This window comes from Xanthomonas protegens, from assembly GCF_038442435.1.
GTDB classification, from domain to species: Bacteria; Pseudomonadota; Gammaproteobacteria; order Xanthomonadales; family Xanthomonadaceae; genus Xanthomonas_A; species Xanthomonas_A sontii.
Genome location: NZ_JAQJCQ010000008.1, coordinates 1 through 26,485, shown reverse-complemented (window position 1 = coordinate 26,485; position 26,485 = coordinate 1). Strand labels below are relative to the sequence as shown.

At 64.7% G+C, this 26,485-nt stretch carries 6 protein-coding genes; all 6 read left to right on the top strand.

Going from position 1 to position 26,485, the window contains the following annotated elements:
* The first annotated feature begins 1,421 nt into the window (after window positions 1–1,421).
* Entirely contained in the window at window positions 1,422–17,612 is a 16,191-nt protein-coding gene (locus PIQ37_RS10750) for an SDR family NAD(P)-dependent oxidoreductase (RefSeq protein WP_342073465.1), read from the top strand.
* Window positions 17,613–18,599: an NAD-dependent epimerase/dehydratase family protein gene (locus PIQ37_RS10745; protein WP_342073464.1), complete on the top strand. Its 987-nt coding sequence runs from the start codon at window positions 17,613–17,615 to the stop codon at window positions 18,597–18,599.
* Window positions 18,569–19,906, top strand: a complete 1,338-nt coding sequence (locus tag PIQ37_RS10740; protein ID WP_342073463.1) for an aminotransferase class I/II-fold pyridoxal phosphate-dependent enzyme — start codon at window positions 18,569–18,571, stop codon at window positions 19,904–19,906. Before PIQ37_RS10745 ends, PIQ37_RS10740 begins: the two co-directional genes overlap by 31 nt.
* Window positions 19,907–20,004: 98 nt before the next feature.
* Window positions 20,005–20,262 carry an acyl carrier protein gene (locus PIQ37_RS10735; RefSeq protein ID WP_295926428.1) on the top strand — a complete coding sequence of 86 codons (258 nt, stop codon included), beginning with the start codon at window positions 20,005–20,007 and terminating at the stop codon, window positions 20,260–20,262.
* A gap of 20 nt (window positions 20,263–20,282) precedes the next feature.
* Entirely contained in the window at window positions 20,283–22,127 is a 1,845-nt protein-coding gene (gene fabD, locus PIQ37_RS10730) for an ACP S-malonyltransferase (RefSeq protein WP_342073462.1), read from the top strand.
* A 99-nt stretch (window positions 22,128–22,226) separates the two neighbouring features.
* Window positions 22,227–26,485 (top strand): amino acid adenylation domain-containing protein (locus PIQ37_RS10725; protein ID WP_342073461.1); only part of this gene is annotated, 4,259 nt, incomplete at its 3' end.

Sequence of the window (26,485 nt, the reverse complement as noted above, 5' to 3'; positions counted from 1 at the left end):
TCGGCGCGCCGCTGCAGCGCTCGTTGGCCTCAGGGAACAGCAATACGGGCTCAGTGGCTGGAGTCGCTCCTGAGGGGCCGGGACAGGGCGTCCTCATCCCCAAGGCATGAAGTTGCCGGGCAGCGTCTGCTGCGCTGTGGGCGATAGAAATCGGCGATGGCGCGACGCTGTGCGACGTCCGGCCGCACGATAGCGGATGCCGACGAGTTCCAACTCTGCCGACCTTCCCTGCTCGTACTCCCTGCCTGGTGCATACGCCCAAGTTGAGAATGCCCAGCATTGCCGCTCAATGCTGGCAGTGAAGGAAGGTTCGGATCTTGGGTGTCTGGAGACTTGGGCTGGGCGGTGCAAAGCGAGCATTGGTGCTGCTGATTGGGCTGGAGATCTCAGTGACGTTGCAGAGGTCGCCGTCAGCCGCGCTGTTGAGGTGCCGGTATTTTGCAGTGGCCCGCTGACAGTGGACGTGCCACGTCGGTTTCGGGTCCGTCTTCCAGCGCAACGGCTGCGCATCCTGGCTCAAGGGTCAGGACTCGCCAGCATCGCTACTGATGTCCGGAATGGATTTTCGGGCCGAAACGGAGAGGAAACCCTTACGGGTGGTGCGCGCTGATCTACCCAATGCCAGTCCAAGCCAGGCGGAGCGGGGACATCGAAGCGATTTTTTAGTTAGCTTTCTTTTTAAAAAACTACCATAATATTGTAAATATATATTTTTTTAATTTGATTGCTGATGTTGCCCAGCACTGGGGCGCTCTGCGCTTGTTGCTATCTGGAAGCGCGACCGTTTAGCAAAGTCGTACATTCCTTGCTTGCCGATGGGCTATATTGTTATGTCGCATAATTTCGTTGGAAATTCTTGCGGGTAATCACTGAAACAAGATGTCGGCCCGGGTTGCTGAGCCTGCAGTCAACCCGTGCGTGTGGTGGAGATACATATTAGTTTTGAGTTTCACTCTCGCATTTTCGTACGGCAGATGCCAGGCACTTAATAATCGATTCGTGCCTTGGGATGACTGAAGAGTGGAGCGGCATCAATAGCTATGCTGGAAGGGTGATTTGCAGGGGCGATGTCTTTGCCGTATCAACAGAAGCAACGGCTATTGCGCGCATCATTTCTTCACGAGGCTGAAACCGAAAAATTCTCGCGGCATCATCGCCTGCGCGGCAAGTGATTCTTTGGAGCTAGGTAGATCCAGGTGGGCTGCATATGCGATTGGACAAGAAATGAGCCCATCCTTGGCGCCGGCCTTGCTTGATTTCTCATCTGTCTACGGTTTTTTTCGATAGGTGTGATATCAAGCAGAGCATTGATGGGTGTTCCGCTCAAGTTTGGATGATCCTCTGTGGGGACAGAAGGATGTCGTCATTCTCTAAAGGAATGATGCCGGCGCCATCGCGATACAGAGGAAGTTTGGGGCGATATGGATACCGCGATTATTGGAATGGCGTTCCGATTTCCAGGGGCGAACGACACTACGACGTTCTGGAAAAATCTGATTGACCGTAAATCGAGTGTGACCGAGATTCCAGCACAACGCTGGGATTGGCGTGGTGTATGGGGCGACCCAAAGCACACTGTCAACAAGACCGATAGCAAATGGGGCGGATTCATCGACACGGTCGACGCGTTCGATCATGAATTCTTCGGTTTTCTGCCCAAGGTTGTGCGGTCCATGGATCCGCAGCAGCGGATCATGCTCGAGCTTGCCTGGAATTGCATGGAAGACGCGGGTGTAGCGCCTTCGGGCGTGCGCGGACGCAAGATCGCCGTTGTCGTCGGTGTCTTCAATCACGATTACAAGGAGTTGCAGGAACGCGACGAGATTTCGATCGAAGCGCATCACTCCACCGGTACCGCGACAGCGGTGATCGCCAATCGGGTGTCGCATTACTTCGACTTGCGCGGACCTAGCGTGCCGATCGATACGGCCTGTTCGAGTTCGCTCAATGCGATCCACAGTGCCATCCAGGCCTTGCAGTACGACGATTGCGAGATGGCGCTCACCGGTGGCATCAATCTGATGTTGACGCCCACCCGACATATCTCTTTCTCGAAGATGGGCATGCTCTCGCCAAGCGGCATCTGCAAGACCTTCGACGATGCTGCCGATGGTTACGTGCGCGGCGAAGGCGCGGCGTTTTTGCTGCTCAAGCCGCTGGAGCGCGCCGTCGCCGATGGCGACGCGATCCATGGCGTGATCAAGGGCTCCGCGGTCAATCACTGCGGCAGCACCTATACCTTGACCTACCCGAGTCCGCAGGCGCAGGCCGAGGTCATCATGGCCGCGCACGAGCGCGCCGACGTGGCCATCGACAGCCTGGGATTCGTCGAACTGCACGGCACGGGCACGCCCAAGGGCGACCCGATCGAGTTCGAAGGGCTGCTGCAGGCTTTCAGTGGCCTGGCGCGCAAGCAGGGCATCGAACTGCCATCCGCCTACTGCGGCGTGAGTTCGGTGAAAACCAATATCGGTCATCTCGAAGCGGCGGCAGGCGTCGCCGGGGTGATCAAGGTGTTGCTGGCAATGCGACATCGTCGCCTGCCGCCGTTCCAGAATTTCGCCCGGCTCAACCACCGTATCGCTATCGATGGCACGCCGTTCTATGTTCTCGATGACAGCCGCCCCTGGCTGCCGCCTGCGCCAGGAAAACCGCTACGTGCCGGTGTGAGTTCGTTCGGATTCGGCGGCACCAATGCCCATGTGATTCTGGAGGAGGCGCCTGCAGCGCCGGTGAGGCGCGGCGTCGGCCGTGTTCGCAGTGATGAGCCCGTGTTGATCGCCTTGTCGGCCAAGACGGCGGCGGCCTTGCAGCGCCGCATCGAGACACTGCGCGATTGGGCGCGGGACGATGCGGGAAGGACGCGGCTGATCGATGTCAGCCGGACGTTGCTATTGGGCCGTGATGCCTTGTCTTGCCGGTTCGCCTGCGTGGTGGATAGCCCCGCCGCATTGCTGAATGCGCTGAATCAAGCGATGGATACGGACACCGATGGCGCCGCCACGCCCGAGATTGCGGACGCCGAAGCGCTGCAGGTGCTGCTGTCGAAATGGCCAAAGCTGAAAAAGCAGGCGCGCATCAACGCTTTGAGTACCCTGGCGAACGCCTTTCACGGCGGTGCAAAGCTGTCGTGGTCGCCGTTGTTCGCCGACGTATCGGCGCAGCCGGTGCGACTGCCTGGCTACCCTTTCAAGGGGGCGACCTTCTGGACGCCTGCGGCGATCACAGCGGATCTGCGTGGTGAGGCCCAGGCGGAAGCTCGCCTGCACCCGCTGCTACACCAGAACGTGTCCGTCCTCGGCCAGCAGCGCTTCCGCTCGACCTTCGACGGTCGCGAATTCTTCCTGGCCGATCACGTCGTGGACGGCCGCTCGATCCTGCCAGGCGTCGCGTACCTGGAAATGGCGCGTGCCGCCGCGAATCTTGCGTTGGCCGATGTTGTCGATGTGGAGGCTGGTTCCACGGTCAGCTTGCATGATGTTGTCTGGCAGCGGCCACTCGACGTGACGGATGCTGCGATATCGGTCGATTTGAAGTTGGACGCATTCGGCGACGGTACAGCGGAGAGCGCCGACCTGGCTCTTCTGCGCTTTCGCGTCGTTGACGCACAAACGCCGGAATCGGTGCAGGTGTACTGCCAGGGCCGATTGCACGTCGATCGGAATCCCGGCGAAATTCTGGTGGATGTCGACACCATCCGCACCGACTGCATGGCCGGCCTCGTCGATTCGGCCGCCTGCTACCGTGGCTTGGCCCGCTTGCAATTGCAATACGGACCGATGCATCGGGCGATTGCCGATGTGCGGCTCGGTACCGGCCAGTGCCTTGCGCGGATCGTGTCGCCCACGCAGCTTGCGGCCGGCCAAGCGGCCTTCGTCGTGCATCCGAGTACAGCCGATGCAGCGTTGCAGGCGGCAGTCGTACTCGCGTCCGCCCTCGACGCGACCGACACTCCGCGCGTACACGCGCCGTGCTTGCCGTTCGCCTTGGATCGTCTGGATGTTGTGGATGCGCGAACGGATTCCAGTTCGAGTGCAACCGAGCTGTATGCCTGGGCACGATTCGCGCCGACCTCGTCCGCCAGCGAGCGAGTTCCTCGGCTCGATATCGATTTGATCGAGTGTGTGCCTGGCCAGTCCGTCGGCCGGGTGCGTCTGGCCTTCCGCGGGTTGAGCTTGCGTCCACGTACGGCGCAAACGTCGGAGGTGCAGGCTCCAAAGGCTTCTGCGATGCGTCTTCCACCCCAATCGATCGCTGGCGATCTGTACGCGCCGCTATGGGTGCAGGCGGCATTGCCGAGCGCAGCGCAAGCGCCTGCGACGGTGGTGATGATCGGCGAACGGGAGGATCTGGACAGCCTGCATGCGGCGCTCGCACGATCTCCGCGGTTCGCCGGCACGAGTTTCGAACGTGTGCCTGTGCTGGCCGCGGACACAGGACTGGCGCCGGCGGAGCAGGGCAACGTCCTTCGCGCCGGCTCGCTCGCCGATGCCGAAGCCGTGGTCGGAGCCTGGAAAGCGCGCGGCGTGCAATCGGAATGCGTTGTCTGGATCGCCCCGAGGCCCAGCGATAGCCTGTCCGTTCAGGCGCGCATCGATGTTGGCGCGCGCACTGTGTTCGCGTTGGTTAAGGCGATGCTGCGCGGTCCAAAGCGCGCGCGCTTTGTGCATCTGCACCAGCAGGACCTCGACCACGCGCGCGATCGCAATGGCCTCGGCGGCGCCGATGTCGTCGCGCTGGGCGGATTCTACAAGACGCTAGCGATCGAAAAGCCGAGCTTCAGCGGACGCGTCGTGCAATGCCCGGCCGATAGCGCCAGTTGGGCCAATCTGATCGCTGACGAATTGCTCGCCTCTGACAAAACCAGCGATGTGCGCTATCGCAACGGCCTGCGTGAGACGCGCCGGTTTGCGCCCGTGCATTCAGACGCGCTGCCGGCCGCGGCGCATGCCGGCAGCACGGGCTTCCGCACGGAGGGTGCGTATGTCATTACCGGTGGGCTCGGTGCCCTTGGCCTGATCGTTGCCCGTCATTTATGCGAGCGCTATCGGGCCACGGTGTATCTGACCGGTCGCCGGCCGCTGTCCGAGGCGCAGCGGCCTACGCTCGAGGCCTTGGCCGGCCTTGGCGGTCGCGCAGTCTATTTCGCGTGCGATATCAGCGATCGCGATGCAGTCCGCGAGGTCTTTGCGGCGATCCGCGAGGATCTGCGGCAGCACGATCAAGTGCTGAATGGTGTGCTGCACTCGGCCGGGGTCATCGAAGACGACTTCCTGCTGCGCAAGCCTACGGAAGTGTTCGCGCGCGTCATCGCGCCGAAGACCCTTGGCGTGTGGTGCCTGGATCAGGAGACGCAACACGATCCGCTGGATCTGTTCGTTCTTTTTTCATCCGTCACCGGCGTGCTGGGCAATGTCGGACAGAGCGACTATGCGTTCGGCAACGCGTTCGAGGATGCGTACTCGGCGATGCGCGAGGTGCTGGTCGCAGGCGGCCAACGCAGCGGCAAGTCGGTGTCGATCAACTGGCCCTACTGGCAAGACGGCGGCATGCGCCTTGGCGAAAAAGAAGAGGAGGCACTGCAGCGCAGCTTCGGGATCGTGCCGTTGACGACCCGGCGCGGTATCGACGTACTGGGCTACGCAATCGCGCAAACGCAGCCGCAAGTCGTGGTGATGCCGGCCGGAGACATCGATAAGGTGCGTGAAGTGCTCGGTGTGATCGCCGAGGACCGTCAGCCAACGGCCCCCGCGAGTGCCATCGCTGCGCTGGACGCCGACGAGATGCATGCCGACGAGGCTCCTTCCGCCTGGCGCGCGTCAGTATCGCGTTTTCTCGCGGATTTGTTCGCCTCGCAGCTCGGCATTTCTGCCGACTTCGAGCCGGACCGCTCATTCAAGGATTATGGTTTCGACTCGGTGGTGATGATCGATCTCATCGCCGATCTGGAAAAATCCTTCGGAACGCTGCCGAAAACCCTGTTCTTCGAATACCAGACATTAGGCGAACTGGGCGCCTACTTCATCGAATACTATCCGCAGCGGTGCCGCGCGATCGCGCGCTCCGCGCGAGCCGTCGTCGATATCGGCGCGGCAACGGGGGCATACACGACTTCGGATACGTCTGCGCCGGTCACCGCGCACGATTCCGGGCGTGCCGCCGCCCATGTAGCGGCGTCGCCCACCCGCAGCCGTGCCGCCGAACCCGCGGTCCCGCCGCACCGCGACGACATCGCGATCATCGGTCTGGCAGGCCGCTATCCGCAGGCCGAGACGCTGGAGGCGTTCTGGGACAATCTGCGGCTGGGCCGCGATTGCGTCGAGGAGATTCCCGCCGACAGACCGGATCTAGCGGCGAAGTTCCGTTTCCAGCCGGGCGAAGCGACGCGCGCCAGCAGCTACAGCCGTTGGGGCGGTTTCCTCCGCGGGGTCGATCAGTTCGATCCGTTGTTCTTCAATATCTCGCCCAAAGAAGCGGAGAACATCGATCCGAACGAGCGCCTTTTCCTGGAGATCGCCTCGCAGGCGATCGAGGATGCAGGCTATACGCCGGACACGCTGGCGCAGGCGTGTGGCCATCGCGAAAACCCGGTCGGCGTGTATGCCGGCCTGATGTGGGGCGACTACCAGTTGCATGGCGTGGATCGTCCGCGTGACAGCTGGGTGGTGCCGCACAGCTTCTATTGGGCTGTCGCCAACCGGGTTTCGTATCAGTTCAATTTTTCCGGTCCGAGTCTGACCATCGATACCGCTTGTTCGTCATCGTTGACCGCGATCCATCTGGCCTGCCAGGCGATCGGCGTGGGCGAGATCGACGTCGCCATCGCCGGTGCGGTCAACCTGTCGCTGCATCCGAACAAGTACAACCTGCTCTCGGACATGCATTTCCTGTCCAGCGACGGCCGCTGCCGCGCTTTCGGCGAGGGGGGCAACGGCTATGTCCCCGGCGAAGGCGTCGGCGCGGTGGTGTTGAAAGGCCTGGAGCAGGCGCGTCGCGACGGCGACCACATCTACGGCGTCATCCGCGGCTCGTCGATCAACCACGGTGGCAAGGCCTCCGGTTTCACCGTGCCCAATCCCAAACGTCAAGCGGCATTGGTGCAGCAAGCGCTGGATGCGGCGGGCGTGGATGCGCGTCATATCAGCTACGTCGAGGCGCATGGCACCGGCACGAGCCTGGGCGATCCGATCGAGGTCGCAGGCCTGACCAAGGCCTTCGCCCAAAGTGAGCATCAGTACTGCGCGATCGGGTCGGCCAAGTCCAATCTGGGCCATCTCGAAGCGGCGGCCGGCATCGCCGGCTTGACCAAGGTGCTGCTGCAGATGCGGCATCGCAGTCTGGTGCCGTCGATTCATTCCGATACCCCCAATCCCTACATCGACTTCGCGCACAGCCCGTTCCGCGTGCAACGCAGCTTGCAGCCCTGGTTGCGTCCGGTCGTCGAGCAGGCCGGATCGCGCAGGGAACTGCCGCGACTGGCGGGCATCAGCTCGTTCGGTGCCGGCGGCAGCAACGGCCATCTGATCGTCGAAGAATACGTCGAGGAGGCGCGCGAGGACTCGGGCGCCGATGCGCCGGTCGTCGTCGTACTGTCCGCGCGTCGCGACACCGCCTTGCGCGAAATGGCCGCCGGGTTGGCCCAACGTTTGCAGGACGATCCGACCATCGGTTTGCAGGATGCGGCGTATACCTTGCAGATCGGCCGCATCGCGATGGAAGTCCGCGTCGCCTTCGTGGCGGCGTCGCGGAGCGAGTTGCTGGATGCGCTGCGCCTGTATGCCGGGAAGGGCCTGCTGGCTACCCAAGCCTGGTCCGGTCACCGCGATGCCGCCAAGCGCGACACTGCGGTAGCCGCGCGCGTCGCCGCCGCTGCGGCGCGGCTGTCGGAAACGCTCGCCGCTCGCGATCTGGCCGCTCTGGCGCAGGCCTGGGTGGACGGCGCATCGATCGATTGGCGTGCGTTGCATGTCGCCGGCAGCCGGCGTCGCGTGCCATTGCCGGGGTATGCATTCCAACGCCAGCGTTACTGGGTCGAGACATCGGACCTCGGCGCGAGCGGCGAGGGCGGCTTCGCCGCATTGCATCCGTTGATCGACGCCAATGTGTCTACCCTGGAAGAACAGGCCTTCCTGAAGACGTTTCGCCCCGACGCGTTCTATTTGCGCGATCATCGCCTGGGCGACAACCGCGTCCTGCCGGGTGTGGTGTATCTCGAACTGGCCTTGCAGGCGGCGCGTCTGGCCGCACCCGGCCGCGTGGTGATGGCGATCGAGGACGTGCATTGGTACAGGCCGATCATCGTCAACGATCTGCCGCAGGCCGTGCGGATCTCGCTGTTGCCCGAGCGTGGCGCGGTTGCTTTCGCCATCGACGCCTTCGGCGGTGATGCGCAACAGCCGCATGCCGATGGTGCGATTGTGCTCGGCGACGCGTTCGCGGCTGGCGAAGCCGCAGGCGTGGATCTGGCCGCGATTGCGGCTCGAACCGCCTCGCTCGACGGCGTCGACGTGGAGGCTGCGTTCTCGGCCATGGGCTTCGCCTTCGGCGAAAGCTTCCGGGTCTTCGAAAGTCTGCGTCACAACGCCGATGAGGCACTGGGCATGCTGCGCCTGCCGCGCATCGCCGGGGTGGAGGCGGGCGACTTCGTGCTGCATCCGGCGTTGATCGACGGTGCCATCCGGGCCAGTCTCGGTGTCGGCGGCTTCAGCGCGAGCGCCCATGGTATCCGCGTGCCGGTACGGTTGCGCCGGATCGAAATCCTCGCGGTCCCGGGCGAACAGGTGTTCGTGCATGCGCGTCGGAGCGCGGTCGTGCACGGCGCTACGACCCCGGAGCAATCGCACTTCGACCTGAGCGTGTGCGATGCGCGGGGCCGGGTACTGGTGCGTATCGAACAGCTCACCATCCAGTCCGCGCCGCAGCTGTCGCTGCTTGCGCGTGCGCGTACGGCGCCGAAGCAGCTAACGGCCAAGGCCCTGCCGGCGACGATGCAGTCGCCTGCGGTCGCGGCGACGTCGGCTACGCTTGAACCGCAAGCGCTGCAGGCGATCGCGACCGCGCGCCTGGTCGAGTTGCTTGCCAACGTCACCAAGCTTGCGCCAGCGCAGATCGATCCGCATGCGCCGCTGGAGAATTACGGCATCGATTCGGTCATGATCGCGGCCTTGAACCGCGAGTTGGAGCTGCGTTTCGGAGAGGTGCCCAAGACGCTCTTCTTTGAGTACCAGGAACTGTCCGGCATCGCCGGCTACCTTGCGGAAGATCACGCTGATGCGTTGCGCGCGATGGCGCCGGCCAGCGATGGACAGGTGCCGGCGACGCAAGCCATCGTGGTAGCGCAAGCTCCCCTTCTCTCTGTCGACGCACCTAGGCTGGCTACGCAGGAGTTCTTGCGCCGCATTCTGGGGGAAACGGTTGGCCTGGGGCCACACGACATCGATCCGAGCGCGCCGCTGGAGAACTACGGCATCGATTCGGTGATGATCGTCAAGCTGACCGCGCACCTGGAAGTGGCCTTCGGCGCGATTTCCAAAACGCTGTTCTTCGAGTACCAGGACGTTGCCAGCTTGGCCGAGCATTTGGCCGAGACCTTCCCTGAGGCCGCTCAGGCCTTGGCTGGCGCCGGTCCAGTGGCCACGCCGACGGTATCGATCGCGGCCGCCAGCCCGAGCGGCGGGGAACCGTCGGCCGCGGAAAGCGGCGGCATCGGCGTGCAGGACCAGCTGTTCCGGCAACTGCGGCGGATTCTCGGCGCGGACGCCGCGAATTGCAGCCTTGGAACGCCGATCGCGCATTGGCCGCTGGACGCGGTCAATATCCTCACGGTACTGCATGCCTTGGCGCGGGACTTCGAAGGCGTGGACGCGTCCGCTCCTTACCGCCACCCCACGCTGGCCGATTGGGCCGCCGAACTGCAGTGGCGCGAGGGACGCGCCGAACAGATCCGCTCGGAACTGCATGCGCAGGCAACCGTGTCGAATCCGATGCCCGCGAGAGGGCGCGCGCTCACCGCTTCGAGCGAATTCCGTCGTCTGCGCGGCGGATCGGATCGCTTCGAGGCGGAAGACGTCGCCATCGTCGGCCTCAGTGGCCGCTATCCCGGCGCGAACGATCTGCACGCGTTCTGGCAGAACCTCTCGGCCGGCCGCGACAGCGTCAGCGAGATCCCGCTGTCGCGATGGGACCATGGCCGTTACTTCCACCCCGACCGTACGCGCAAGGGCGCGGTCTACAGCAAGTGGGGCGGATTCATCGACGGCGTGGATCAGTTCGATGCGCGCTTCTTTAATATTTCCGCGCGCGAGGCCGAACTGATCGACCCGCAGGAGCGCTTGTTCCTGCAGACCGCGTGGGAGTGCGTCGAGGACGCCTGCCAGACCCGGCAATCGCTCAAGGGCCGGTCGGTCGGCGTGTACGTCGGGGTGATGTGGGGCTATTACGCCCAGATCGACGTCACCGACGAGCAGCTCAAGTCGGGTCGGCCGAATCCGCCGTTCTCCTCGATCGCCAACCGCGTTTCGTATTTCATGAATTTCAACGGCCCGAGCATGGCCGTCGATACGATGTGCTCGTCGTCGCTGACCGCGATCCATTTGGCGTGCCGCGCCATCCACAATGGCGATTGCGAGATGGCGATCGCCGGTGGCGTCAACGTGATCGTGCATCCGAACAAGTATCAGAAGTTGTCCGCCGCGCAGTTCCTGTCCAGCGACGGCCGCTGCCGCGCGTTCGGCGCCAATGGCGACGGTTACGTGCCGGGCGAGGGCGTCGGCGCAGTAATGCTCAAGCGTTTGAGTCAGGCGATCCAGGACGGCGACCACGTCTACGGCGTGATCAAGGCGACCAGTCTCAATCACGGCGGCAAGACCAATGGCTACACCGTGCCGAATCAGCTCGGGCAGACCAATGTGATCGGCAAGGCGCTCAGCCAGGCCGGTTGGGATCCACGCAGCATCGATTACATCGAAGCGCACGGTACCGGCACGTCCTTGGGCGATCCGATCGAGATCGCAGGGCTGACCCGCGCATTCGATGCGGCATCCGCACCCTTCGGCCGCGGCGCCGAATCGGACCGCCAGAAGTGTCGCATCGGCTCGGTCAAGTCCAACGTCGGCCATCTGGAATCGGCTGCGGCCATCGCCGGATTGACCAAGATCCTGCTGCAGTTCCGCCACGATGCCATCGCGCCGTCCTTGCATGCGTCGCCAGCGAATCCGAACATCGATTTCGCCCAGGCGCCTTTCCGCGTGGTTCAACAGCAGGAGCCGTGGATCGCGAGCGGATCGCGCCGTCCGCGTCGTGCCGGCTTGAGCTCCTTCGGTGCAGGCGGCGCCAACGCACATTGCCTGATCGAGGACCATCCGCGGACCTTGCCGGCGGCCGCCGATGGCCGGCCGGTGCTGTTCGTGTTGTCGGCCGATGGTGAAGAGCGCCTGATGCGCTATGTTGATCGCATGATCGCGTTCCTGGAGCGCGGCGGCGATTCGGATGTCGGTCTGGACCTTCGCTCGCTCGCCTATTCCTCGCAGATCGGCCGCGAGGCGATGGACGAACGCCTCGCGATCGTCGCGACCAGCGTTGCCGATCTGCTGCACGCGTTACGCGCTTGCCGCGCCGGCTCCAGCGCCGAGGGCATGCTGCGCGGTTCGCCGCGCCGGCAAGGCGAGAAGCTCGAAGCGATCGTCGAGGAAGGCGAGCGCGACGCGATCATCCGCAACTTGATCGCCGGCGGCCGCCTGCCGCAGTTGGCGCGCGCCTGGGTGTCGATGCTCGACGTGGAGTGGGCGCGTTATGTCGAGATCCTGTATCCGGTCGGCGCCGGCAGCGCCCCGCCGCATCGCGTGCCGTTCCCGACCATGCCCTTCGTCACCCAGCGCTATTGGGTCGAGGAGAAGCGTAGCGATGCGGTCGCCGACGCGCCGCACCCGTTGATCGACCGCAACCTTTCCACCCTCGCCACGCAGATCTACCGAAAGCGCTTCGATGGCCAGGAGTTCTACCTGCGCGACCATATCGTCCATACCGATCGCGACCGCAAGATTCTGCCCGGCGTTGCCTATCTGGAAATGGCGCGTGCGGCCGGCGATCTTGCCGCGGGAGAAGGTTGGCGCGTGTCGCGTATCCGCAATTTCGCCTGGCGTCAGCCATTCGAAATCGCCGGCGCGCCCGATGCTTTGACGATCCGCATGCATAGCGACGAGACCGGATTGCAGTTCGACGTGCTGCGCGAGTCCGATTCTGCGATCTGCGCAGACGGCGAGCTGGTGTTCCAGGATGTCGAAGACGAAGTCGCCGACGAGTGGCTGGATATCCGGGCCATCGTCGCCCGCGGAACCCGCATCGACCGCGATCCGGAAGCGATCTACTCCGCTTTCCGTCGCATGGGCTTCCATTTCGGCCCCTCCTTCCAGGTCACCCAGGCTCGCCATCGCCTGGCCGAAGGCGCACTCTGCGAATTGCGGCTGCCGGCGCATCTGCGCTCGGGCATGAGCCAGTTCGGCCTGCATCCCTCCTTGCTCGATGCCGTGCTGCGCGCCGGGCTGGCGGTCGAGGTGGCCGGTAGCGGCGATCCGGTCGTGCCGATCGTGCCGTTCGCACTGGACGAACTGGAGATTCGTCACCCGCTCACCGAAACCTGCTATGCGCATGTCGTGCGCAGTCGCGATGCGCTAGCGGCGGCGCTGCCGGCCGGACCGGCGCCCGCCACCGACGCGACCGCGTACAAGTACGACATCCTGGTGACCGACGCAGACGGCCGCGTGCTGGCGAAGCTGCATGGTTTCAGCGGCCGCGCGCTGGTGCGCCAGGAGACGCAGGCTCGCGCGGTCAAGTTTTTCGACGATCACTGGCTGCCTGCGCCGCCAGCCCGGGCCGCAGCCACAGGCCGCGCCGCACGGACGATGCTGGTGGTCGCAGACGACCTCGAACTCGCGCAAGCTGTGGTTCACGCGTTGCCCGACGGCGATCGCGGCGTCGCGGTCGCATTCGCCGTGAATGGAGAAGATGCGTCTGCGTCGGACCGGTTCGACCCGTTCGATGCCGCGAGTGCGTCGGCCCTGTTCGATTCGCTGCGCGATCGCGGGCTGTTGCCGGAGCGCATCGTGATCTGGAATGGCGCGTCCGATGCCGCGTGGTCGGCCGATGGGGTCAGCGTGAGCGCCTTGCATCGTGGCCTGCTGTCGGTACGCCAATTGTTCGTCGCCTCCGAACGGGTCAATCCCGGCGCCGCCGTACGGATGCTCTATGCCTATCGCGACGACGGCGACGTCCATCCGCAGCACGAGGCGATCATCGGATACGCCCGTTCGCTATTGATGGCCAATCATCGCTTCGAACTGTCCACGCTCAGCGAAGACCAGGACGGAATCGAGATGCGTGCACGGACGATCATCGACGAGTTGGAGGTGGACGCCGGCTTCGGTGCCAACGAGATCGCCTGGCGTGGCGGCCGGCGGCTTCGCCGCACGCTGCGCGCCCTGCCGATGGCCGCGCATGATGCGAGTGCCGCATTGCCCTTGCGTGAGGACGGCACGTATCTGATCACCGGCGGCGCGGGCAAGCTTGGTCTGGCGGTGGCGCATTGGTTGGCGACGACATGCCGGGCGCGGTTGCTGCTTTGCGGACGCTCGGCCGAAGTGCCGGCGAACGCCCGCGACACCGTGGGCGCGATCCGCGCGCTCGGCGCGCAGGTCGAGTACCGCAGCGTCGATATCGCCGATACGGCCGCGATCGCGACATTGGTGGCAATGGCCGAACGCGAGTTCGGCGGCCTGAACGGCGTCATTCACTGCGCCGGAAACGCCAGCGATCGCTCCATTCTCGAACTCGACGATGCCGGCTTCAACGCGCTGCTCGCGCCCAAGGTCGATGGCTTGATCGCGCTTGACCGTGCGAGCGCATCGCTGCCGCTGGATTTCTTCGTCGCATTCTCGTCGGTTTCCGCGCTGATCGGTGATCTGGGGTCCGGTGCGTACGCGGCCGGCAACCGTTTCATGGACGGCTATGCGCTGTGGCGCGAGGCGCAGCGCGCCCGCGGGCTGCGTCATGGCCGCAGTCTGTCGATCGGTTGGCCGTTGTGGGCGACTGGCGGCATGGAAATCACCGGCGGTGACTCGGTGGTGTTCGGGTTCTCCGGCATGCAGGCGCTGAGCGAGGCCGAAGGGTTGGAGATTTTCGGCACACTGCTGCGCTCGGCACAGGGCCGCGTGCTGGTCACGGTCGGCGACCCGCAGCGCATCGCGAAGACCTTGCGGTTGCCGGAGGGGGCTGAGCCGCAACTGGGTACGCAGGCCGTCGTTGAGCGCGGCGTCACGATGCGCATGGTCGGTGCCACGCCGGTGGTGCATGACATGGCATCGGTTGCGACGCGGCGCACCGTACCTCCCGAGCCGAAAGTCCCGCCGGCCAGGCACGGCGCAGCCGACGCAAGCAGCGCCGCCGACGCATTGGGTGTCGAGGTCGAACACCTGATCAAGCAACGCATGGCCACGGTCACCAAAACCCGGGCCTCGGCCATCGGTTCGCGCACCAGCTTCGAGCAGTGCGGGATGGATTCGGTGTTGATGCTCGAATTGCACACCGCATTGCGCGCGGACTTCGCCGAGCTGCCGAAGACCGCGCTGTTCGAGTACGACAGTGCCGCGCAGCTCGCGCACTATCTGCTCGCTCGCTACCCGGAGGCGGTTCGCCAGCTCTTTCCCGGTGCCGATGCGGTGGCTGCCGTCGCTCCGGCTGGTGACGCCAACGCAACGCCGGCGATGCCGGCTGCGGCTCGCGAGAAGACGGTCGCGCCGCTGCACTCCAAGCGGTTGCCGGCTGGGCGCGCGCCCGCCGTCGCGGCCGAGGCCATCGCGATCATCGGCATGGCCGGCGAGTTTCCGTCATCTCCGGATCTGGATGGGTTCTGGCGCAATCTGCGCGAAGGCCGCGATTGCCTGACCCGCGTTCCGGCAACGCGGGGGTTCGCTTCTTCGCTCAACGACCATCGCTCGCGCTCGGGCCAATCGATCGCCGACGCCGGGGGCTTCCTGGCCGATGTGGAGCTGTTCGATCCGAAGCTGTTCCGCATGTCGCAGGTCGAGGCCGACAGGGCCGATCCGCAACTGCGCGTGCTGCTGCGCGCCGCATGGCGTGCGGTCGAGGATGCCGCGTATACGCCGCAGTCCCTGGCCGTCTCCAAGGTCGGTGTGTTCGTCGGCGCGATGAACGACGACTTCAGTCGCATCGTCGCCGATCTGCAGCGGGGCGGCAGCGAGTACATCGGTCCGGGTTCGGTGGCCAGCGAACTGTCGAACCGCTTGTCGTTCGTGATGAACTTCCATGGGCCCAGTCTGACCGTTTCGACCGCTTGCTCGGGCGGGTTGACCGCACTGCATCTGGCTCGGCAGTCGATTCTTGCGGACGATTGCGAAGTGGCCCTGGTCGGCGGCATCAATCTTTCGCTGCATCAAAGCAAATACCAGTTGTTGCACGACATGAAGGTCTTGTCGCCAGACGGCAAGGAGCGCACCTTCGATGAAGGCGCCAACGGCCTAGTACCAAGCGAGGGCGCCGGCGTGGTGGTGCTGAAGCGGCTCAGCCGTGCGATTGCCGATGGCGATCATATCCACGGCGTCATCCGCGCCTCGCGCATCGGCCACTTCGGCACCGGCCCGGGACAGTTCATGCCGAATCTGCAAGTGATGGAGGACACCGTCGCCGATTGCATTCGCGATGCCGGTCTGGTCGCCGACGACATCGACTGTATCGAAGCGCACGGCACCGCTACCGAGTTGGGCGATCCGATCGAATTGAAGGCGATCGACAATGCGCTGCGGCGTACTTCCAGCGCGGTCGGCGGGTGCGCGATAGGCAGCAAGGCGGGTATCGGACACATGGAGGCCGCGTCCGGCGTCGGTTCGCTGATCAAGGTATTGCTGAGCATGCGCCACGGCGAATTCGCGCCTTGCGCCAAGCTGCGCCGGATCAACAGCAATTTCGATCATGCCGGTTCGGCGCTCCGTTTTCCCGATGCGGCGACGGCATGGCCACGCAATGCCAAGGGCACGCGTATCGCCGGCATCAACTCGTTCGGCATGGGGGGTTCCAATGCGTTCGTGGTCGTGGAGTCGCATGAGTCCGCGCCGGCCGGAGCCGGGAGCGCCGCGTCGCCGGTCCTGTTCGTATTGTCGGCGCGTAGCCAAGAGGGGCTGAAGGCCTATGCGGACTCGCTTGCGGCCTTCATGCGCGAGCAGGCGGCGCAAGGACTGACCCAAACGGCCTTCGCCGACCTTGCGTATGCTTCGCAGGTTGGGCGTATTGCCTATCGTCATCGTCTGGCCGTGGTTGCCGCCGACGCGCAGGCGCTGATTGGCGCGCTGGAGCAGCCGAGCGAGGCCGGCGACCGGCGCGGAACGTTCTCCGGCGACATTGAAGCCCACGGTTCGCTGGACGTGCTGCGTTTGCTGAACGGCGATGCAGGAGAAGGCTTTGTTGACACGCTGCTGCGGGCGCGAGACCTAGACAAGCTCGCCGAGCTGTGGGTTCGCGGCGCGGCGATCGATTGGCCCGCGATCCACCACGGGCAATCGCGCCGCCGCGCGTCGTTCCCGGGCACGCCTTTCGAACAGGTACGTTGTGATTTGCGCAATCTGGTCTTCCCGGGTGGCGGCTCCTCTGCGCAATCGAGGTCCGCTGGCATCCAGGCCGACGACCGTCTGCACATCGGCCAAGCCGAAGCCTTCGACGCGGCAGCGGACGCATCCGCGGAATGGCGCCGCCTGTCGGACGTCCTGTCTGCCGACGTCGAAGACGCATCTGGCCGGACCGTGGCCGATGCGCCTGACGATGAGTGGGTGCGCCGCTACTGGATCGAACACCTGGCCGACGCGGCCGATACCGTGGTCGCGCTGGGCGAGCGCATGTCGCTGGAATCCGCGGCGCCGGGCGGCGACAGGGCAGGCGCGGTGCATGTCGTGTCCGAGGTGGTTGATCCGGCATTGACGCAGTTGCTGCAGGCCTTCGGTTCCCGCCACGGCATCGCGCTGGAAACCCTGATTGCCGGGGCCTGGGCCGTGTTGCTCAATCGCTACAGCAACGCCCGTTACTCCCAGTTCGGCCTGCTCGGTGCCGATCATGCTGGCGAGCCGGTCTTGCTGCCGGTGCGGGTGCGCACCGTCGGTCGGCAGAAGATGCTCGAATGGCTGGGCGAGTTGCAGGCCACCCTGCTGCGCAAGCATCGCCATGCCTGCACGACGATCGAGCGGATCGGCGAATGGGTCGGGCGCGAGCAGTTGTTCGATTGCGTCGTGAGCTTCGCTTCGCCGATCGCGCCAGGCGAGGATGGCGAACGCCACCTGGCATCGGAAGCGCATCCCAGCGGCCTGCGGCCGCGCATGGAGCTTGCCGCGGCGATCGACGTCGATTCGCTGGAACTGAGCTTGATGTATCGCGCAGTGGAACCCGACCACGCCAGTGCGGCGATGTTGCTCGAACAGATCGCCGTGCTGCTCGAAGGCATTGTCTCCAATCCCGATCGCATGCCGTCCGCGCTGGGCATGCGCACCAAATCCGAGAGTCGGGAACGCTTCTGGAAGGCCATGGATGCCAAAGCCATCACTACGGAAGGTTCCTGAATGACTGTTTTCGTCACCGGCGGCAATGGCTTCGTCGGTCTCAACATCGTCTCTGCGCTGGTCGCCGCCGGGCATCGCGTCACCGCCATCGTGCGGCTGGACTCGAACACGAAGTACCTGGAGCCGTTCGGTGTGCAGATCGTCCGCGGCGATCTGGGCGATGTGGATGCGCTATCGCGGGCCATGCGCGGGGCGGAAACGGTGATCCATACGGCCGGCAACACCAGTTGCAAGTGGAGTGACCTGCCGATATTGCAGGCGGCCAACGTATACAGCACGCGCAACGTCGTCGATGCGGCCTTGCGCAACGGGGTGCGCCGGCTGGTCTACACCAGCACCACGTCGACGGTAGGCGCTTTCGACGACGCATCGCGCGTGGCCGACGAAAGCGTGCCGCTCACCGGCTACCGCAGGCGCAGCCCGTACGCGGCGACCAAACAGCAGGCTGAACGCGTCGTGTTCGAGGCCAATGCGCGCGGTCTGGAGACGATCGTGCTCAACCCGGCGGAAGTGGTCGGGGCCTACGATCACAACCTGCAGTGGGGACGCTTGTTGATCGCCGCGCATTACGACCAGCTCCCATTCAGCCCACCCGGCGGCGCGAGCTATTGTTCCGCGGCCGATGTGGGGCGCGCGCATGTCAGTGCGCTGTCCCATGGAAGGCCCGGAGAGCGTTATCTGCTGGGAGGCGAGAACATTCGTATCGCCCGTTTCCTGGACGTGATTGGCGAAGTGCTGGGAAAGCCATTGCGCATTCCGAGAGCGAACTATCGCTGGTTGCGCCTGAAGACCACCCTGCAGGAACGCCGGTTTCCGTTCGTGCCCGGCCGTCCGGCGGTCGAGGCGTACCGGATGCGCGTGATGGGATGTACGTACTACTTCGATTCGAGCAAGGCCGAGCGCGAACTCGGCTATCGTTCCGCACCGATCGAAGCGATGGTTCGCGACAGCGCGGAATGGTACAGGCGCAACGGATTTTTCGGCTAAGGCTTTGCGTGGACGATGCTCAGGACGCGGTAGGGACACTTAACAGGCAGGAAGGGAAGAACATGGACTCAAGAGCTTTGATCGAACTCGAACGCAAGCCTTTCAAGGAACGGCTCGCGCATCAGTACGAAACCTATGTGAAAGAGTTGGAAGCGGGGTACATGGTCGGCCGCCAGGGCTTCGGTCCGGTCGATCGCCGCATGAAGTACAAGGAACTCAATAGCGAGGTCTTCAATGAAGTGCTGGTGTTCGGTTCCAACAGCTATCTGGGCCTGTCGAACGATCCCTATGTGAAGCGCAAGGTGATCGAGGCGGTCGAGCTGTACGGCATCGGCAGCGGCGGTTCGCCGGCGTTCTCCGGCTATACCAAGCAGCATCGCGACCTGGAACTGCGTCTGGCCAAGCTGGCCGAACACGAAGATGCGGTCCTGTTGCCGGGCGGCTACATGGCCAATCTGTGCTGGGTCGCTGGCCTTATGAACCGCAACGACGTCATCGTCTACGACAAGAACAGCCACGCCAGCGTGATCAACGCGATCAAGATGGCCGGCGTGCCGTTCTACACCTTCGATCCGGACGAACTCGACGGCTTCGAGAGGATTCTCGAGCGGATCAAGTCCAAGGCCAAGCCAGGCGCGCAGATCTTCTCCACGGTCGAGGGCGTGCGCTCGGTCGATGGTCTGATCATCGACCTGAAGAAGTATGTCGAGATCTGCAAGCGCCACGATGTGATCACCATCCTCGACGACGCCCACGGCCTGGGCACGGTCGGTCGCAACGGGCGCGGCACGTTGGAGCACCTGGATCTGCTAGGCCAGGTCGACCTGCGCATGTCCACCTGCAGCAAGGCGATCGGTGCGCAGGGCGCGTTCGTGTCGGGCAGCAGCGAGCATATCTTCCTGCTGCGCAATTTCTCGTATCCGTACCTGTTCACGTCGGGTCTGGCGCAGCCGACGATCGCCGCGATCTCGGCCGCGCTCGACGTGATGGAGCGCGAACCGCAGCGCATCGAGAACCTGCATGCCAATGTCCGCTACATCCAGGATCGCCTGGAAGCGGCCGGCATGCGCATCGCCCGCGGCGAATCCGGAATCGTGCCGGTGTTCTTCGGCGAGGACGGCGCGGTCAGGCGATTGAACAAGGAGCTGTACCGTCGCGGGCTGTTCGCCAACATCATGGAATACCCGATGGTTCCGCCGGGCGCCGAACGCCTGCGCTTGTCGGTTATGGCCACGCACACACACGAAGAAATCGATGCCGCGGTCGATCTGATCACCTCGACCGCGCGCGAGATGGGGTTGCTCTAACGCCGCCAGCGTTGGGCATTCGCGCGCCGCGACGCGCCAACAAGGTCCGGGCGAGCGTTGCCTCGTGCCGGAATGCAACGTCAGCTTAGGAGAAGGCCATGAACGTGTACGCAGAAGTGTTGTCCGCCATCAACGAGATCAAGCGCACCGGATTCACCATCGATACGGTGGAGCCGGATTTCTATCTTGGAGGCGATCTGGGCGTGGACTCGAGGGAGATGCTGGAGATCTGGTACGAACTGGAGCAACGCCTGAGCGTGCGCATAGCCGATTCGGACAAGCGCGACCGCTATACGCTGCAGGACGTCGTCGACGTGCTGAGCGCGCAGCTGAACAGCCGCGCGCTCGTCGCCTGAGACGGAAGAGGACGGCTTCTATGACGACGGTGTGGGTGTTTCCCGGGCAGGGGTCGCAACACAAAGGCATGGGCGGCGAGCTGTTCGGGCGCTATCCGGAGTTGGTTGCGCAAGCCGATGCGGTGCTGGGCTACTCCTTGCGCGAGCTGTGCCTGGAGGATCCGGGCAATTTGCTCAGCCAGACCGAGCACACCCAGCCGGCGCTGTTCGCAGTATCTGCGCTGGCGTTTCTGCAGGCGCGCGATGACGGTGCGGCGGTCCCGACGGTTTTCGCCGGCCACAGCCTCGGCGAATTCGCCGCGCTGTTCGCCGCGGGTGCGTTCGACTTCGCGACCGGGATCGAATTGGTCGCCAAGCGCGGCGCATTGATGGCGCGAGCGCCACGCGGCGCGATGGCGGCGGTCATCGGGCCGGACCTGGCGCGGGTGCGGACGATCCTGCGTCAGTCGGGATTGAGCGGCGTCGATGTCGCGAACATCAATTCCGACAGCCAGCACGTCCTCTCGGGCCTGCACGAGGACATCGATCGCTGCGAACCGGTGTTTGCCGAGGCGGGAGCGCGTTTCGTGCGCTTGAGGGTCAGCGCGGCCTTCCATTCTCGCTACATGCGCGAGGTCGAGAGCGCCTACGCCGAGTTCGTCGGACGGCTGTCCGAGCAGGGGCGCCTGCATCCGCTATGCGCCGATGTCGTCTCCAATCGCACTGCTCGCCCGCATGCGCGCGAGGCTTGGCTGCCGAAGTTGATCGAGCAGATCAGCCATCCGGTGAATTGGTACGAATCGATGTCGTGGCTGCTCGCGCAGGGCGAGGTCGCGTTGCGGGAAATCGGGCCGGGCGATGTGCTGAGTGGCTTGTTCGCCAAGATCCGCAAGGCGCCGATGATCTTGAGCGCTGCCCAGCAGCCGGCGCCCATCGCGGCAAAGTCGCGGATCGTCTTCATGTATTCGGGCCAGGGCTCGCAGTACTACGGCATGGGCCGGGAGCTGTATGCGACCAACGCCGCGTTCCGGGAGGCGATGGACGCTTGCAATGCCGTTTATCGGGAGATGACATCGCGCGATCTGATCGCCGAACTCTACGACGAAGCGAACAGGCGCCGCGAGATGACCGATATCGGTCTGTCGCATCCGGCCATCTTCAGCATCGGATACGGCCTCACCCAGGCGATGGCGCATGCCGGCATTCGTCCGGATGCCGTGCTCGGCTACAGCCTGGGCGAGTACGCCGCCTCGGTCGCGGCGGGAACGTTGTCGCACGAGCACGCGATGCGCATCGTGATCCGCCAGGCCGGGGTGTTCAGGAGCGAAGCCGCCGGCGGCGGCATGCTGACCGTCTTGGCCCCGGTCGGACATTTCCACAGCCATCCCGAGCTCTACCCCGATACTGTGATCGGCAGCGTCAACTTCGACGGAAACTTCGTTGTCAGCGGCAGCCGTGCGGCCATCGAAGACACCCGGCGCAGGCTCGACGCCCGGGCCGTCGTCTCGATGAGCCTGCCGGTCGAGTATCCGTTCCATTCGCCCTTGCTCGCGCCGATCGAGGGGACGTTCTTGCGCATGTTCGATGGCGTGCCGATCTCGGCGCCGTCCATCGCGCAGTACTCCTCCGCGACCGGCGGTCGCCTGGAGCGGGTCGAGCCGTCGCATTACTGGAAGGTGACCAGCCAGATGGTGGATTTCCGCGCCGCCATCGCCGCCATCGCCGCCGAAGGGCCGTGTCGCTTCGTCGATCTAGGCTCTACCGGCACGCTGTCGGGATTCATCAAATACGGCTATGGCGATCGCCTGGAGCAGATCGTCACGATCAATCAGTTCGGGCGCAACGCGGAAACCGTCGCCGGCGCGATCGACAAGCTTGCTGCCTGAAACGTATCGGGCCTTTCGGTCCGCACCATGGACAGGGTCGGCTGGAAAGCCGGTTCGATGCAGGAAGGACGGGGATTAAGGATGTCAAACGGAAATTACTTGGACGCTTCGATCCGCACCGGCTCCGATGCGGATACGCCATCCGTCAACCCTGCGATCGGCAACGATTTCGATCGTCATGTTGCCTATTGGCGCGACGCGCTTGCCGGCGCGCCGGCCATGCTGGAATTGTCGACCGATCGTCCGCGCACCGGGCGAGAGGGTGCCGCTACGGCCAGCATCGGGGTCGCCATCGATCCCGAGTTGACCACACTCCTGGGCGCGCTCGCCGTGCGTCGCGGCACGACCCTGCAGGCCGCCCTGTTGGCGGCGTGGGCGGCGACGCTGGCGCGCTTGTCGAGCCAGGACGATATCGTGATTGGCGTCCCGACCGACGGCGGTGCGCCGGCCGGTTCGATCGGCGATGTGCTGCCGCTGCGTGTCGATCTGAGCGGGCAGCCGAGCGTCGCCGAACTGCTGGTGCGGGTCGATCGTCGGCTGCGCGATGCCTTCGCGCATGCGCTGCCCAGCTTCGAGGGCATCGTCGCCTCCACCCCATCGCTGGCCGGGGCGCTGTCGGCTCCTGTGTTCCAGAGCGTGTTGGCCTTGCGCCAGGCCGATGCGCCAGCGCAGGCGAAGTCGGTGGGCGTGGATCTGGCGTTGGATCTGCGCCAGTCCGTCGACCGCATCGACGGCGAACTGCACTATGCGATCGCGTTGTTCGAAGCCGAAAGCATCGGACGCTACCTCGGCCACTGGCGGCGCATGTTGCTTGCGATGGCCCTGGACGAGACGCAGACGGTTTCGCGCCTGCTGATTCTGGGCGAGCCGGAGCGCCGCCTGGTTCTGGAGACCTGGAACGCGACGGCGATCGAGTATCCTCGCGATGCCTGCATGCACGAGTTGTTCGAAGCGCAGGTCGCGCGCTCGCCGCAGGCGGTGGCGCTGGTCGCCGGCGACCGCACGCTGAGCTATGCGCAACTCAACGAGCGCGCCAACCGCCTTGCGCATCATTTGCGTACGCTCGGCCTTGGCCCAGACGAGCGCGTCGGCATCTGCGTGCAGCGCAACGCCGAGATGCTGGTCGCGCTGCTGGCCTCGCTGAAGTCCGGCGCCGCCTATGTGCCGCTGGATCCGGCCTATCCGGCGGACCGTCTGGGCTACATGCTCGACGATGCCATACCGCGCGTGGTGCTCACCGATGCCGTCGGCGGCCCCGTGCTGACGCAGGCGCTGGCCCTGGCCGAACAGGCGCAGTCGTTGACAGTGCTCGACCTGCAGGCTGATGCGGCTGCGTGGGCGAACGCATCCGGCGAGAATCCGTCGGCGCAAGCGGTTGGTCTGAATTCGCGCCACCTGGCCTATCTGATCTATACGTCTGGTTCGACCGGCCGGCCCAAGGGCGTGGCCATCGAACATCGCAATGGCGTCAACTTCATCTGTTGGGCCTTGCAGGAATTCTCGGCCGATACGCTGCGCAATTGCCTGTTCTCGACCTCGATCAATTTTGATCTGTCGATCTACGAGTACGGCGTGCCGTTGTCCTGCGGCGGCTGTGTGACCCTGGTCGACAACGCGCTGGCGCTGTTGAACGCGGCATTGCCGGTCACCCTGATCAACACCGTGCCCTCGGTGATGATGGAGCTGACCCGCGCCGAGGCGATACCGCCGACCGTGCGGGTGGTGAACGTCGCCGGCGAGCCGCTCAAGCGCGCGCTCGCCGAACGCATCATCGCGACCCCGCAGGTCGAGCAACTGTGCAATCTCTATGGTCCCTCCGAAACCACGACCTATTCGACCTGGACACGGATGGATCGCAGCACCGGCTTCCTTGCCGATGTCGGCCGCCCGATCGGCAACACCCAGGTCTATATCCTGGACGAGGCCGGCGCTCCCGCGCCGCTTGGCGTGGCCGGCGAGATATTCATCGGCGGCCACGGTGTGGCCCGCGGCTATCTCGGCAAGGCGGAGCTGACGGCCGATCGCTTTGTCGACGATCCTTTTAGCGCCGAGCCTGGCGCGCGCATGTACAAGACCGGTGACCTCGGGCGGTGGTCGAACGACGGTACGATCACCCTGCTGGGCCGCAACGACTTCCAGGTGAAGATCCGCGGCTTCCGCATCGAGCTGGGTGAGATCGAGGCCAGGCTCGGCGAATGCACTGGCGTGCGCGAAGCGGTGGTGGTTGCGCGCGACGACGACAACGGCGGCAAGCGCCTGGTCGCGTATTGCCTGGCCGATGAGGTGCTGGACATCGCCGCGATTCGCGAGCATGTCGCCGGCGCTTTGCCCGATTACATGATGCCGTCGGCGTTCGTGCGCTTGGAAACCTGGCCACTGACCGCTAACGGGAAGCTCGACCGCAAGGCGCTGCCTGCGCCGGACGAGGCGGCGTATACGCACCGCGCCTATGCGCCGCCGCAGGGAGAGATCGAGACCACGCTGGCCTCGATCTGGTCTGATCTGCTGCGGCTGGAAAAGGTCGGGCGCAACGACGACTTCTTCGAGCTCGGCGGGCATTCCCTGCTCGCCGTGCAGCTGGTGTCGCGGGTACGCAAGGCGCTCGATGTCGAGCTGACGTTCCGCGATGTGTTCGAAGCCTCGGAACTGCGTGAGCTGGGCGAGCGTCTGCCGCGCATTGCCGCCTCCAGCCTGAGCCCGATCGAGCCGGTGGCGCGCCGGCCGTTCATGCCGATGCCGCAGATCGTGCGCGGCTTCTGGGTCATGACCCAGCTCGGTCAGGCGACCTCGGCGCATCACATCGGCGGCGCGTATCGCCTCGCCGGCGACCTTGACCGCCCGGCGCTGGAGCGCAGTTGGCGCGTCATCGTCGCACGGCACGAAATCCTGCGTACCCGTTTCGTTCAGATCGACGGCGAGCCCATGCTGGTCGTCGGCGACAGTGCGCCGTTCGAGCTGCGCTTTCAGGATATCCGTGGCGCCGAAGATGCCGCCGCTCGTTGCGAAACGCTGTATTCGGCGCTATACGCGGAGCCCTTCGATCTCGGTCGCGACGTGCCACTGCGCGCGCAAGTGCTGCAACTGGACGAGCATGCGTTCGAGCTGCAATGGGTGACCCACCATATCGTCTCCGACGGTTGGTCGATCGGCGTCATGCTCAAGGAACTGAGCGAGTTCTATGCCGCCGAAACCGGCCAGGCGCAGGCATCATTGCCCGCGCTGCCGGTGCAGTACATCGATTATGCGTTCTGGAAGGGCGAGCATCTGCCGGCCACCGAACTGGATCGGCAGATCGGCTACTGGCGCGACACGCTGGCGGGCGCGCCACCGCTGCTCGAGCTGCCCACCGACCGTCCGCGAGCGCCGCAGCAGGATTTTGCTGGTGCAGCGATCGACCTGCATCTGGACGAAGCCTTGACCGCACGGCTGAAGGCCTTGAGCAGGCGGCATGGCGTCACCCTCTACATGACGATCCTGGCCAGCTGGGCGGCGGTGTTCTCGCGCCTGTCGGGGCAGTCGGAGGTGGTGATCGGCAGTCCGATGGCCAGCCGCAATCGCGAAGAGATCGAGCCGCTGATCGGGTTCTTCATCAATACTTTTGCGCTGCGGATCGACCTGGCTGGCAACCCCTCCACCGGCGAGCTGCTCGCGCGTACGCGCCAGCGGTTGCTCGATGCGCAGGCGCACGGCGATGTGCTGCTGGACCGCGTGATCGAAGCGCTCAAGCCGCCGCGCAACAGCGCCTACAACCAGATGTTCCAGGTGATGTTGGCCTGGCAGAGTCAGGATGAAGGCGAGTTGGCCCTGCAGGGCGTCGACGTCGTCCGCGCGCCAAAGGCGATGAAGACTGCGCAGCTCGACTTGTTGATGGATCTGCGCGAGAAGGATGGCCGCATCAGCGGCTTCCTGAATTACATGACCGCGTTGTTCGATCGCGAGACGATCGAGCGTTTCGTCGGCTATTGGCAGCGCTTGCTGACGGCGATGGCCGACGACGACACGGGGCCGGTATCGGCGCTGCCGTTGTTGGGCGATGCCGAGCGCGTGCAGGTGCTGCAGCAGTGGAACGCGACGGCGCAGCCCTATCCGCGCGACAGCTGCATAGGGGCGTTGTTCGCCGCGCAGGCGGCGGCGCAACCGGATGCGGTGGCCCTGGTGTGGGGAGAACGTCAGGTCAGCTACGCGACCTTGGATCGCCGTGCCAACCAGATCGCCCATTGGCTGGGCGCGCGGGGCATCGGGCGTGGCGCGCGCGTCGCTCTGTCGCTGTCGCGGGGCGTAGCGATGGTGGAAACGCTGCTCGGCGTGCTGAAAGCAGGCGCGGCCTATGTGCCGATGGCACCGGATCTGCCGTGGGC

Coding starts and splice junctions, on each gene's coding strand:
- PIQ37_RS10750 (WP_342073465.1), top strand. CDS start 1,422: ATGGATACCGCGATTATTGGAATGGCGTTCCGATTTCCAGGGGCGAAC.
- PIQ37_RS10745 (WP_342073464.1), top strand. CDS start 17,613: ATGACTGTTTTCGTCACCGGCGGCAATGGCTTCGTCGGTCTCAACATC.
- PIQ37_RS10740 (WP_342073463.1), top strand. CDS start 18,569: ATGGTACAGGCGCAACGGATTTTTCGGCTAAGGCTTTGCGTGGACGAT.
- PIQ37_RS10735 (WP_295926428.1), top strand. CDS start 20,005: ATGAACGTGTACGCAGAAGTGTTGTCCGCCATCAACGAGATCAAGCGC.
- fabD (WP_342073462.1), top strand. CDS start 20,283: ATGACGACGGTGTGGGTGTTTCCCGGGCAGGGGTCGCAACACAAAGGC.